This window comes from Pseudomonas gingeri (assembly GCF_013386165.1).
Lineage (GTDB): Bacteria > Pseudomonadota > Gammaproteobacteria > Pseudomonadales > Pseudomonadaceae > Aquipseudomonas > Aquipseudomonas gingeri_C.
In genome coordinates this window covers 257,650-270,318 of sequence record NZ_JACAOS010000021.1, presented here as the reverse complement: position 1 = coordinate 270,318, position 12,669 = coordinate 257,650, and the positions used below count along the sequence as shown (strand labels likewise).

At 63.5% G+C, this 12,669-nt stretch carries 15 protein-coding genes; 13 read left to right on the top strand and 2 right to left on the bottom strand.

Annotated elements, in window-relative coordinates; genetic code table 11:
- Positions 1–183 precede the first annotated feature (183 nt).
- From HX866_RS26360 to HX866_RS26335, 6 genes are all read left to right on the top strand, one after another.
- Positions 184–336 (top strand): hypothetical protein, encoded by a 153-nt coding sequence (locus tag HX866_RS26360; protein ID WP_177097352.1) that lies wholly within the window; start codon positions 184–186, stop codon positions 334–336.
- A gap of 87 nt (positions 337–423) precedes the next feature.
- A complete protein-coding gene (gene kdpF, locus HX866_RS34900) occupies positions 424–507 on the top strand; it encodes a K(+)-transporting ATPase subunit F (RefSeq protein ID WP_100943765.1) in 84 nt (27 codons plus the stop codon).
- 60 nt (positions 508–567) lie between these two features.
- The gene (gene kdpA / locus HX866_RS26350) at positions 568–2,295 is read left to right on the top strand and encodes a potassium-transporting ATPase subunit KdpA (protein WP_177140693.1); all 1,728 of its coding nucleotides are present in this window, start codon (positions 568–570) and stop codon (positions 2,293–2,295) included.
- Positions 2,296–2,311: 16 nt separating this feature from the next.
- Complete coding sequence (kdpB, locus tag HX866_RS26345) at positions 2,312–4,402, top strand: potassium-transporting ATPase subunit KdpB (protein WP_177140692.1); 2,091 nt, start codon at positions 2,312–2,314, stop codon at positions 4,400–4,402.
- Between the two features lie 12 nt (positions 4,403–4,414).
- Entirely contained in the window at positions 4,415–5,038 is a 624-nt protein-coding gene (kdpC, locus tag HX866_RS26340; protein ID WP_177104404.1) for a potassium-transporting ATPase subunit KdpC, read from the top strand.
- Between the two features lie 44 nt (positions 5,039–5,082).
- Positions 5,083–5,367, top strand: coding sequence for a hypothetical protein (locus HX866_RS26335; RefSeq protein ID WP_177097363.1), 285 nt, complete (start codon positions 5,083–5,085; stop codon positions 5,365–5,367).
- Positions 5,368–5,373: 6 nt separating this feature from the next.
- On the opposite strand, the gene HX866_RS26330 is transcribed toward HX866_RS26335, so the two are convergent.
- The gene (locus HX866_RS26330) at positions 5,374–6,366 is read right to left on the bottom strand and encodes an aldo/keto reductase (protein WP_177104402.1); all 993 of its coding nucleotides are present in this window, start codon (positions 6,364–6,366) and stop codon (positions 5,374–5,376) included.
- A gap of 110 nt (positions 6,367–6,476) precedes the next feature.
- Between HX866_RS26330 and HX866_RS26325 the strand changes: the two genes are divergently transcribed.
- The 7 genes from HX866_RS26325 (at position 6,477) to HX866_RS26295 (ending at position 12,340) form a co-directional block, all read left to right on the top strand.
- Complete coding sequence (locus HX866_RS26325) at positions 6,477–7,385, top strand: LysR family transcriptional regulator (protein WP_177097367.1); 909 nt, start codon at positions 6,477–6,479, stop codon at positions 7,383–7,385.
- Positions 7,386–7,495: 110 nt separating this feature from the next.
- Entirely contained in the window at positions 7,496–8,086 is a 591-nt protein-coding gene (locus HX866_RS26320) for an amino acid synthesis family protein (RefSeq protein WP_177097369.1), read from the top strand.
- 25 nt (positions 8,087–8,111) lie between these two features.
- Positions 8,112–8,945: an alpha/beta fold hydrolase gene (locus tag HX866_RS26315; protein WP_177097370.1), complete on the top strand. Its 834-nt coding sequence runs from the start codon at positions 8,112–8,114 to the stop codon at positions 8,943–8,945.
- Positions 8,942–10,423, top strand: a complete 1,482-nt coding sequence (locus HX866_RS26310; protein WP_177104398.1) for an aldehyde dehydrogenase — start codon at positions 8,942–8,944, stop codon at positions 10,421–10,423. The genes HX866_RS26315 and HX866_RS26310 overlap by 4 nt, the downstream gene beginning before the upstream one ends.
- Before the next feature lie 12 nt (positions 10,424–10,435).
- On the top strand, positions 10,436–10,921 hold the full coding sequence (locus tag HX866_RS26305; RefSeq protein WP_100943755.1) for a flavin reductase family protein: 486 nt from the start codon (positions 10,436–10,438) through the stop codon (positions 10,919–10,921).
- 101 nt (positions 10,922–11,022) lie between these two features.
- Positions 11,023–11,775 carry a GntR family transcriptional regulator gene (locus HX866_RS26300; protein ID WP_177097374.1) on the top strand — a complete coding sequence of 251 codons (753 nt, stop codon included), beginning with the start codon at positions 11,023–11,025 and terminating at the stop codon, positions 11,773–11,775.
- Between the two features lies 1 nt (position 11,776).
- The gene (locus HX866_RS26295; RefSeq protein ID WP_177097376.1) at positions 11,777–12,340 is read left to right on the top strand and encodes an NUDIX hydrolase; all 564 of its coding nucleotides are present in this window, start codon (positions 11,777–11,779) and stop codon (positions 12,338–12,340) included.
- A 6-nt stretch (positions 12,341–12,346) separates the two neighbouring features.
- Here the strand turns inward: HX866_RS26295 and HX866_RS26290 are convergent, their stop codons facing one another.
- The gene (locus HX866_RS26290; RefSeq protein WP_177097378.1) at positions 12,347–12,640 is read right to left on the bottom strand and encodes a DUF1330 domain-containing protein; all 294 of its coding nucleotides are present in this window, start codon (positions 12,638–12,640) and stop codon (positions 12,347–12,349) included.
- Positions 12,641–12,669 lie beyond the last annotated feature (29 nt).

The window sequence follows — 12,669 nt, the reverse complement described above, 5'->3', positions numbered from 1 at the left end:
TTAGGACCCCAAGCATCAATTCGCCAAGTTTTTTTACGGAAAATTGATAGCGACAAACCCTAAAAAGACGCAGGCCTTATCGGGCCATGATCATCCCCTACTTATACTGAAACTGTACCCACCGAGATCGGCCAGACCGATTGAAAGTGCACACTAACACCACAGGTATCGAGGACTGACATCATGTTACTCAGCGCCCTCCTGTTTGCAGCGATCATCGGCTTCTATCTGTTGTGCGGGCTGGTCGTCTACTTTGCCGACAACGTTATCACGCCCTCGAAAGCCCCGGATATCAAGCCCGCGCTGCCAAACCGGCACAGCCGCAACGGTTCCTGAAAGCGGCTCACCGAACGATTTAAAACAACGCTGCAGACGCTCTTGGCCCGCGGCCCCACTCAAGTACGACAAGAAGGAATACTCGACATGGCCATTGATCTGTTACTGGCGCTGGTGGTCGGCGTAGTGATCTATCTGTTCTACGCCGTTATCAACCCGGAGAAGTTCTGATTGCCTGTTTCTGTTTAATAGCGCACGCCAGAACAGTCCGCTGATTCAGGAGTTAATGCAATGTCACACCTCTGGCTACAAATCATCATTACATTGATCGCCACCCTGGCACTGAGCCTGGTGGCGGGACGTTATCTGGCCAGGGTGGTGACTGATCAGAGAACCGTGCTCGACCGGCTGATCGATCCGCTGGACAACCTGCTCTACCGGCTGATCGGCAAACAGGCCTGCAGCCAGGCGATGAACTGGAAAAGCTACACGTTGCACATGCTGGCGACCAACCTGGTGATGGCCCTGCTCATCTATCTGGTGCTGATCTTCCAGAATGTCCTGCCCCTCAACCCGCAGCACTTCGCCGGCATGGAGCCGATGCAGGCGTTCAACACCGCCATCAGCTTCGTCACCAACACCAACTGGCAGAGCTACGGCGGCGAAAGCAGCTTGTCCAACTTCAGCCAGATGGCGGCCATCACCTTTCCGATGTTCACCTCGGCGGCGACCGGCTTCGTGGTGGCGATCGCCTTTATTCGTGCCTTGCTGGTGACTGACGGCGGCGCCAATCTCGGCAACTTCTACCGTGACCTGATCCGCTTCATCACCCGGGTGCTGCTGCCCGTGGTGCTGGTGCTGAGTCTGTTCCTGATCTGGCAAGGCGTGCCCCAGACCCTGGATGCCAGCCTGGTGACCGACACCCTGCAAGGTGGCCATCAGACCCTGACCCTGGGCCCGGTCGCCGCACAGGAAGCGATTGAGAACCTGGGGACCAACGGCGGCGGCTTCTTCAACGTCAACGCCGCGCACCCGTTCCAGAACCCCAGCGCCCTGACCAACTTCGTGCTGCTCCTGCTGATGGCCAGCCTGCCCGCTGCCCTGGTGGTGATGTTCGGCCACATGATCAAGAACCATCGTCAGAGCGCGGTGATCTATGCCGTCATGGCCTTGATGCTGGTGGGTTTCCTGCTGCTCTGCGTGATTCCGGAACAGGCCGGCACACCGCTGCTCAGCCAGTTGGGGATCGACTCCCACGCCAGCGCCCTGCAGGCCGGCGGCAATATGGAAGGCAAGGAAGTGCGTTTCGGCATCGCCGCGAGCGGACTGTACGCCGCCTACACCACGGCGTTCACCACCGGCTCGATCAACTCGATGCACGACAGTTTCACCCCCCTGGGCGGTCTCTCGACCCTGGTGCAGATGATGCTGCAATGCGTCTTCGGCGGTAAGGGCGTGGGCTTTCTCAACTTCCTGATCTACGGCCTGATCGGCATCTTCGTCGCCGGCCTGATGGTCGGGCGCACTCCGGAGTTTCTCGGCAAGAAGATCGAGAAACGCGAAATCATCCTGGTCTCCCTGGCCATGCTGATTCACCCCCTGGTGATCCTCGCCCCCTCGGCCTGGTCGATGGTGATGCCCTACGGCGTGGCCGCGCTGGGCAATGCCGGGATGCATGGCTATTCGGAAGTGCTCTATGCCTTTACCTCCGCCGCCGCCAACAACGGCTCGGCCTTTGGCGGCCTGAACGCCAATACGCCCTGGTACAACGTCGCCATCGCCTGCGTGATCATGGTCGGTCGTTATCCCTCGATCATCTTCCTGATGGCGGTCGCCGGCTCCCTGGCGGCCAAGCCGACCCTGCAGCCCAACATAGGCACCCTGCGTACCGATACCCCGATGTTCGGCATCTGGTGGCTGGCGACGATCGTGATCGTCGGCGCACTGACCTTCCTGCCGGCGCTGGTCCTGGGACCGATCGCCGAGTTTTTCGCCATGAACAAGCACTTGCTGTTCTAAGGGTGAGGAGACTGAGATGAAAGTTGAAAAAGTATTGCCACTGGCTCCGCTGTCGCCCCCTGTGGCGGCCCGCAAGGCGCCACGCACGGACAACCGGCAGGAGCGTCTGCGGCTGATCCTGGTCGAGCCACTGAAAAAGTTCGACCCACGGGTGCAGATCAAGAACCCGGTCATGTTCGTGGTCTGGATCGGCACCCTGGTGACCGCCGCACTGACGATCAACCCACAGTTGTTCGGCCCATCGAATGCCACCTCGCTGTACAACGGCGTGGTGACCTTCATCCTGTTCATCACCGTGTGGTTCGCCAACCTCGCCGAGGCCATGGCCGAAGGCCGTGGCAAAGCCAAGGCCGCCTCGTTGCGCCAGACCACCACGCAGCTCAATGCCACCCGGCTGCTCGCCGATGGTCGCCTGGAAGTGGTGTCCGCCGCGGCGCTGCGCAAGGACGACCTGATCAAGGTCAACCGCGGTGAACTGATTCCCATGGACGGCGAGGTGGTGGAAGGCGCCGCCTATGTCGACGAGTCGATGATCACCGGTGAATCCGCGCCGGTGATCAAGGAATCCGGCTCGGACGTCAACTCCACGGTCACCGGGGGCACCAAGGTGATCTCCGACTCGCTGGTGATCCTGGTCACCGCCTCGCCGGGCAACACCTTTCTCGACCGCATGATCAGCCTGGTGGAAGGCGCCAAACGGCAAAAGACCCCGAACGAAATCGCCCTCACCGTGCTGCTCTCGGTGCTGACGCTGATCTTCGTCATCGTGGTCACCGCCATTGCCCCGGTGGCGAGTTACCTCAACGCGCAGATCAACGTCGCCGACCTGGTGGCGCTGATCGTCGCGCTGATCCCCACCACCATCGGCGCCCTGCTCTCGGCCATCGGTATTGCCGGTATCGACCGCACGCTGCGCTTCAATATGCTGGCGATGTCCGGCAAGGCCGTGGAAGCCGCCGGCGACGTCAACACCCTGCTGTTGGACAAGACCGGCACCATCACCATCGGCAACCGCCAGGCCACCGAGTTCCTGCCGGTCAAGGGTGTCACGCGCCAGGAGTTGCAACAGGCGGCCTACCTCGCCTCGCTGTTCGACAGCACCCCGGAAGGCAAGTCCACCAGCGCCTATGCCAAATCCCTGGGTATCCATGAAGAAAACCGACTGGAAGAAGCCGTGGGCATGGACTTCTCGGCGCAGACCCGCATGAGCGGTTCGGACCTCGCCGACGGCCGCGTGGTGCGCAAGGGGGCGGTGAATTCCCTGGTCAGCTACGTCAAGGACAGCTACGGCAGCGAGGTTCCCGCCGACCTCGAGCGCATCGCCCAAGGCGTCAGCAAGCAAGGCGCGACGCCCCTGGCGGTGGCCATCGACGGACGGATCCTGGGTATCATCAACCTGTCCGACGTGCTCAAGCCGGGGATCCGCGAACGGGCCGCGCAGTTGCGCGCCATGGGCATTCGCACGGTGATGGTCACCGGCGACAACCCGACCACCGCCAGCGTGATCGCCGCCCAGGCCGGGCTCGACGATTTCGTCTCCCAGGCCACCCCGGAAGACAAGCTCAGGCTGATCCGCAGCGAACAGGCGGCCGGACACCTGGTGGCCATGACCGGCGACGGCACCAACGACGCCCCGGCCCTGGCCCAGGCGGACGTCGGCCTGGCCATGTACACCGGGACCATGCCGGCCAAGGAAGCGGCCAATATCATCGACCTGGATTCCGACCCGACCAAGCTGCTGGACCTGGTCACCATCGGCAAGCGCATGTTGATCACCCGCGGTGCCCTGACGACCTTTTCCATCGCCAACGACGTGGCCAAGTACTTTGCCATTCTGCCAGCGCTGTTCATGGTCGCCCTGCCGGGCCTGGCGGCCTTGAACCTGATGCACCTGGCCACGCCGCAAAGCGCGATTCTCTCGGCGCTGATCTTCAACGCCCTGATTATTCCCGCGCTGATTCCCCTGGCCCTGCGCGGGGTCAACTTCATGCCCAAGAGCGCGGAAACGATGTTTTATCGCAACTTGCTGGTCTACGGCGTCGGCGGGCTGATTGCGCCCTTTATCGGCATCAAGCTGATCGACCTGTGCCTGGCGCCCTTCCTGTAGGAGGATCGGATCATGATCAAGTTCCTGTCACCGGCCCTGCGTGTCAGCGCGGCCACCTTTGTGCTCTGCGGCCTGATCTACCCTTTCGCCGTTACCGGGATCGGGCAGTGGCTGTTCCCCGCCCAGGCCAACGGCAGCCTGGTGAAAAGCGCCGAAGGCCAGGTCATCGGCTCGGCGCTGATCGGCCAGCAATGGGACGCGCCGCAGTGGTTCCATGGGCGGCCGTCGGCCACCACCGACACCGACCCCAAGGACCCGCTGAAAACCGTGCCGTCGCCCTATAACGCATCCAGTTCCTCGGGCTCCAACCTCGGGCCGACCAGCCAGGCCCTGAGCGATCGACTGAGCGCCGACCGCCATGCCCTGGAGCAGGCCCAACCGGAACTGGTCGGCCAGACGCTGCCCGCCGATATGCTGACCACCTCGGCCTCCGGCCTGGACCCGGACATCAGCCCGGCCAATGCGGCCTTGCAGGCCACCCGCGTGGCGCAGCAACGTGGCGCACCGCTGGATAACCTGCTGGCGCTGGTCCAGGCCAATACCCAGGGGCCGTCGCTGGGGGTGTTCGGGGAGTCGCGGGTCAATGTGCTGGCCCTGAACCTGGCCTTGCAACGGGACTATCCGAGTCACCCATAAGGCAGGACAATAGGCAGGACTTACTCCGCAATAGCGACACTGCCATGAACGTACAAGCGTCACGCAACGCCCCGTCCCTGTTCTGCCTGCTGATGCTGGCGATCAGTTTTTCAATGATCGCCGGCTGTTCGGGGAGAGGCTCGCAAACCCCGGTCGGGGGTTACGCCTGCTATGCCAAGGCCGTGCCGACCTTGGGAGATGGCGGATTGGCGTGGGGACCGAACGTGAAAACCGCCAGCGTCAAAGCGATGGGCAACTGCCAGCGCTTCGCCGCTGAATCGGGTGGCACACCTTCTACCTGCAAGGTCACCCTGACCGGCTGCCGTTAACAGGCATCAGCCCAGGGCGCGAATGCCCGGCGCCATGAACTCGGGCCCCACCGGGTCCTTGATGGTGTTGAGCAGGATCTGGTCGATCTGCTGCAGATCATCCGCCGACAGGCTCCAGCCAAAGGCTTCTTCGATGCCCTTCAACTGCTCGGGCTTGCGCGCGCCCCACAAGGCAACGGTCGGCCCCTGGTCGAGCACCCAGCGCAAGGCCAGGGCCAGCACCGATTTACCGTGCCGCTCGCGGGCGTACAGGTCCAGCGCCGCCACGGCCGCCAGGTACTGTTCAAAACGCGGAGCACGGAACTTCGGATCGACACCGCGGATATCGTCGCTGCCGAACGCCGTCGCCGCACTCATGGAACCGGTCAGCAGCCCACGGCATAGAGAACCATAAGCCAGCACCACCAGCGAATGCGACTTGGCATACGGCAGGATATCGCTGTCGATGGCCCGTTCGAACAGGTTGTAGGGCGGTTGCACCGTGGCCAGCGCGGTGTACTCGCGGAACTCGTCCATCTGCGTCGGTGAATAGTTGCTCACACCCACGGCCAGGATCTTGCCTTCCTGGCGCAGCTTCTCCAGTTCCAGCGCGGTCTCCTGCTGCTCGACCAGGGGATCGGGCCAGTGGATCTGGTACAGATCGATATAGTCGGTCTGCAGACGCTGCAGGGAGTCTTCGACTTCCCGGCGAATCCGCGCCGCCGTGGCATTGCGCCGGACCGAACCATCATCCCACTGCAAGCCGGCCTTGGTGGCGATCACCGCCTGGTCGCGCACGCCCTTCAAGGCCTTGCCGATCAGTATTTCGGAATGCCCCTTGCCGTAGACCGGTGCGGTATCGATCAGGTTGATGCCACGCTCAAGGGCGTGACGCAGGGTCTGGATCGAGACTTCATCGTCCGCGCCGCCCCACATCCAGCCACCCATGGACCAGGTACCGAGGGCGATGCGCGAGACCGGCTTGTCGATGCCGGCAATAGCGATATGTTCGATGCTCATGATGATCTCCAACAGAATCGAAACCTAAAAGGGTCATGATTTTAGGTCATCCATGGTTGAATAGGGCTCAACACCCCGTTCACCTCATTTCCTCGTAAAAAGGCCACGACATGGCAGTCTTCAACCGCTCCGAACTGGCCGACCTCAATGTGTTCATGGCCATCATCCGCCGCCGCAGTTTCCGCCAGGCGGCCCACGACCTGGGGGTCACCACCTCGGCGCTGAGCCATACCCTGCGCAATCTGGAAACCCGCCTGGGGGTCAAGTTGCTCAACCGCAACAGCCGCTCGGTGGAGCCTACCGACGCCGGCGCACTCCTGGCGCAGAAGCTCGCCGTCGGTTTCGCCACCATCCAGGAAGCCCTCGACGAGCTCGACCGTTATCGCGACGCGCCAATCGGCCGGTTGCGCCTGAATGTGCCCCGTGACGCCGCCCGCTTGCTGATCACCCCGGTACTCGGTGACTTCATGGCCGCCTACCCACAGATCAACCTGGACCTGAAGGTCGAAGACCGCCTGGTGGACATCGTCGCCGAAGGTTTCGATGCCGGTATCCGCTACGGCGCGACAGTGCCCCAGGACATGATTGCCGTGCCCCTGACCGGCGAATTGCGCTGGATCATGATTGCCTCCCCCGACTATCTGGCCCGCCGTGGCGTCCCGGAAAAACCTGCGGACCTGCTGGAACATGCCTGCGTGCGGATGCGCCTGGGGGACAACACCGCCTATAAATGGGAACTGGGCAACGGCCCACGACTGATCCGCCTGGATGTCCCCGGAACCCTGACCGCCTCGGACACCCAGGCGGTGATCGACGCGGCGCTGGCCGGTGTCGGCATTGCCTATTGCCTGGAGCAACGGGTTGTCCGGGAACTGGAGGACGGCAGCTTGCAGGAGGTGCTGCCGGAGTGGTCGAGCATGGGTGCGCCGTTCTGCCTCTACTACTCCAGCCAGCGCCAGTCGCAGCCGGGCTTGCGGCAACTGATGGAGATGATCCGCCAACACAACCTTCCCCTGTAGGGAGCCCTTTATCGGTAACGGACTCACAAACTCTCACGAGGGGGCTTGCGCACTCAATATTATGGTATACCATCATACCATCTGATCAACGTGCACCCAGGAGCCCCCTTATGAGTTTCGAAATCCGCAAGATCGTCAGCTACTCCGAACAGACCCTGATCGAAGGCGGCAAGGCCACGGACAAACCGGTGACCATGATCGGCCTCGCCGTGGTGATGAAAAACCCCTGGCTGGGTCGTGGTTTCGTCGAAGACCTGAAACCGGAAATCCGCGCCCACTGCTCCGACCTCGGCGCCATGATGGTCGAGCGCCTGGTGGCCGCCATCGGCGGTGCCGAGCGCATCGAAGCCTATGGCAAGGCCGCGGTGGTCGGCGCCGACGGTGAAATCGAACACGCCTCGGCGGTGATCCATACCCTGCGCTTCGGCAACCACTACCGCGAGGCGGTCCAGGCCAAGAGCTACCTGAGCTTCACCAACAAGCGCGGCGGTCCCGGCACCTCGATCCAGATCCCGATGATGCACAAGGACGACGAAGGCCTGCGCTCGCACTACATCACCCTGGAAATGCGTATTGAAGACGCCCCCCGTGCCGACGAAATCGTCGTCGTGCTCGGCTGCGCCGACGGTGGCCGCCTGCACCCGCGCATCGGCAACCGTTACATCGACCTGGAAGAACTGGCCGCCGAAAAAGCCCGGTAATCAACAAGAAAGGCAGGAGCGCTCCATGATTCGGCACACCGCTGAACGCACCCCGGCCGGCACCAGTTACCTGGCGACCGGCGAGGGCCCGCCCGTGGTTCTGATCCACGGCGTAGGGCTGAACAAAGAAATGTGGGGCGGCCAGATCGTCGGTCTGGCGCCGCACTACCAGGTGATCGCCTACGACATGCTCGGCCACGGCGCCAGCCCACGTCCCGACCCGGACTGTGGGCTGCCCGGCTATGCCGGGCAATTGCACGAATTGCTTGAACACCTGCAGTTGCCGGCGGCCCATGTGATCGGTTTTTCCATGGGCGGCCTGGTGGCCCGGGCCTTCGCCCTGCACTACCCGCAACAGCTGCACAGCCTGGTGGTGCTCAACAGCGTGTTCAACCGCAGTGAAGAACAGCGTGCCGGGGTGATCGCCCGCACCAGCCAGGCGGCGCAACACGGCCCCGATGCCAACGCCGAGGCGGCGCTGTCACGCTGGTTCAGCCGCGAATACCAGGCGGCAAACCCGGCGCAGATCGCCGCCATTCGCCAGACCCTGGCCGGCAACGACCCCCAGGGTTACCTGACCACCTACGAGCTGTTCGCCACCCAGGACATGTACCGCGCCGACGACCTGCACGACATCCAGGTTCCGACCCTGATCGCCACCGGCGAGCTGGACCCGGGCTCGACGCCGCAGATGGCCCGGCAACTGGCCGAACGGATTCCTCACGCACAGGTTGCCGTGCTCGCCGAGCAACGGCATATGATGCCCGTGGAGTCGCCGCGCCTGGTCAACCAGGTGCTGCTGGATTTCCTCGCCAACGCCCACGTCCGACCCAACCCGATAAAGGGGATCGTTGCATGACACTCGCCCGTTTCCAGATGTGCATCGACGGTGAATGGGTCGATGCCCTGTCCGGCAAGACCTTCGACAGCCTCGACCCGGCCCTCGCCGAACCTTGGGCGCAGTTGCCCGACGCCGACGAAGCCGATGTCGAGCGCGCCGTCCAGGCCGCCCAAAGGGCTTTCGAGAACCCGGCCTGGCGGGGCCTCAGCGCCACCGCCCGGGGCAAGCTGCTGCGCCGCCTCGGCGATCTGATCGCGGAAAACAAGGAACGCCTGGCCCAGCTGGAAAGCCGTGACAACGGCAAGCTGATCCGCGAAACCCGTGGCCAGGTCAGCTACCTGCCGGAGTTCTTCCACTACACCGCAGGCCTGGCCGACAAGCTCGAAGGCGGCACCCTGCCGCTGGACAAGCCGGATCTGTTCGCCTACACCGTGCACGAGCCGATGGGTGTGGTTGCCGGGATCATCCCCTGGAACAGCCCGCTCTACCTGACCGCGATCAAATTGGCTCCGGCCCTCGCGGCGGGTAACACCATCGTCCTCAAGCCCTCCGAACACGCCTCGGCCACCGTCCTGGAACTGGCGCGCCTGGCCCTGGAAGCCGGCATCCCACCCGGCGTGGTCAATGTCATCACCGGTTACGGCGCAAGTACCGGGGCCGCCCTGACCCGCCACCCGCTGGTGCGCAAGATCGCCTTCACCGGCGGCGCCGCCACCGCCCGCCATGTGGTGCGCAGCAGCGCCGAGAACTTCGCCAAGCTGTCCCTGGAACTGGGCGGCAAGTCACCGAACATCATCTTTGCCGATGCCGACCTGGACAGCGCGATCAACGGCGCCATCGCCGGGATCTACGCGGCCTCCGGGCAAAGTTGCGTCTCCGGCTCACGCCTGCTGGTGCAGGACGAGATCTATGACGAATTCGTCGAGCGCCTGGTGGCACGCGCCCAGCGCATTTGCATCGGTAACCCCCAGGATGACAGCAGCGAGATGGGCCCCATGGCCACCGCGCAGCAACTGGCCGTGGTCGAAGGCCTGGTGGCCGACGCCCTGGCCGAAGGCGCGCGCCTGCGCCTGGGCGGCAAGCGGCCGGCGAACCTGGGCAACGGCTGGTTCTACGAGCCGACCCTGTTCGAATGCGACCGCAACTCGATGAAAATCATGCAGGAAGAAGTCTTCGGCCCGGTGGCCTCGGTGATCCGTTTCAAGGACGAAGCCGAAGCACTGGCCATCGCCAACGACTCGCAATTCGGCCTCGCCGCCGGCATCTGGACCCGCGACCTGGGCCGTGCCCATCGCCTGGCCCGGGACATCCGCTCGGGGATCATCTGGGTCAACACCTACCGCGCGGTCTCGGCCATGGCGCCCATCGGCGGTTTCAAGAATAGCGGCTACGGTCGCGAGAGCGGCATCGATTCGGTGCTGGCCTATACCGAACTGAAAACGGTGTGGATCAACCTCTCGTCCGCCCCCATGCCCGACCCCTTCGTGATGCGCTAGGAGACAGACGAAATGATCGAACCCGGTATCTACAAAGAAGTCATGGGCTCCTTCCCATCGGGCGTCACGGTGGTCACCACCCTGGACGCCGAGGGCGGCATCGTCGGGATTACCGCCAGTGCCTTCAGCGCCCTGTCCATCGACCCGGCGCTGGTGCTGTTCTGTCCCAACTACGCCTCGGACACCTACCCGATCCTGCGGGACAGCAAGCGCTTCGCCATCCACCTGCTCTCGGCGGACCAGCAGGCCGAGGCCTATGCCTTCGCCGGCAAAGGCAAGGACAAGGCCCGTGGTATCGACTGGCACCTGAGCGCCCTGGGCAATCCGCTGCTGCGCAACGCCACGGCGATCATCGAGTGCGAGCTGTGGCGCGAATACGACGGCGGCGACCACGCCATCATCGTCGGCGCGGTGAAGAACCTGATCCTGCCCGAACAGCCGGTAACGCCGATGATCTACCACAAGGGCAAACTCGGCCCGCTGCCCGCACTGGCCTGAGGTTTTGCCACGGCGCGAGCCGACGCGGGCGAACGACGCATGATAAGCTTGGCGATGATTTCGGCCCTCGATCGGCCCCACGAACTTTTAGAGCGGATCCCATGAAACGCCTGCCACTCGACGACAGCTTCAAGGTCAATCGCAACCCCGTCACCCTGCGCGAAATCGTGCTGGACAAGCTGCGAAGCGCCATCATGAACTTCCAGCTCATGCCCGGCGATCGCCTGGTCGAGCGCGACCTCTGCGAACGCCTTGGCGTCAGCCGTACCTCCGTGCGCGAAGCCCTGCGGCACCTGGAATCCGAAGGCCTGGTGGCGTTCGCCGATGCCAAGGGCCCGAGCGTTGCCATCATCACCCTCGACGATGCGGTCGATATCTACGAACTGCGCTGCGTGCTCGAAGGCCTGATCGTCCAGCTGTTCACCCTGCGAGCCAAGGCCAAGGATATCAAGGCCCTGGAAAAGGCCCTTGAGGTCAATCGCAAAACCCTCAAGGAGGGCGAACTGCAACAGGTGATCGATTCGGTGCAGGGTTTCTACGACGTCCTGCTCGAAGGCTCGGGCAACCGTGCCGCGGCCACCCAGTTGCGCCAGTTGCAAGCGCGGATCAGCTACCTGCGGGCGACCTCGGTGTCCCAGGAAAACCGTCGCGGCGCCAGCAATCAGGAAATGGAACGCATCGTCGAGGCGATCAAGAGCGGCGACCCGCTGGCCGCCCACCAGGCCTCGGTCGATCACGTGCGCGCGGCGGCCAAGGTTGCCCTGGAGTACCTCAAGCGCAAGCAGGACGAAGCGGGTCCAGCTCCCGAGATCACCGCCCCGATTGCCCTCAAAGAACCGCGCATGGGTCGCTGACATGTCCAGCCCACGCTTCTGCCCACAGTGCGGCGGTGCCGACCTCGGCCGGCAAGTGCCGCCAGGCGACACCCATGAGCGCCTGATGTGCGGGGGCTGCGGCTACATTCACTACGTCAATCCGAAGATCATCGCCGGCTGCATCATCGAGCGCGACGGCCAGTACCTGCTGTGCCAACGGGCGATCCCGCCCCGGCCCGGGACCTGGACCCTGCCGGCGGGCTTCATGGAAGCGGGCGAGACCACCGAGCAGGCGGCGCTGCGGGAAGTCTGGGAGGAAAGCGGCGTGCGCGCGGAAATCCTCTCGCCCTACTCGATCTTCAGCGTGCCGAAGATCAGCGAGGTGTACATCATCTTCCGCGCCATCGCGCTGGAGATCACCGGCCAGTTCGGCCCGGAAACCCTGGACTACCAGTTCTTCGCGCCCGAGGACATCCCTTGGGACAGCATCTACTATCCGGCGATCCGGCAGATCCTCGAACGCTATATCGAGGAACGCCAGGCCGGGGTCTACGGTATCTACATCGGTAACGACGACAGCGGCAAGATCCACTTTATCCGCTGAACGTCTTCAGGGCGCCATGCCCTCGACAATGATCACTTCCGCCTGCGCCGCGCCTTCGCGGTGCCCGCGCGCTTCCTGATATTCCGCCGAACGATAACAGGCCAGCGCCTGGTCGTAGGATTCGAACTCGATCACCACATTGCGCTGCGGTGTCGCCCTGCCCTCCAGCGCCTCGGCACGCCCGCCCCGTGCCAGCATGCGTCCGCCATAACGGGCAAATACCGCCGGGGCGCGGCTGGTGTATTCGGTGTATTGCTCGGGGTCCGTGACATCCACATGGGCAATCCAGTAAGCCTTCATCGATGACCTCATTGCTGGTTGATTTTGTA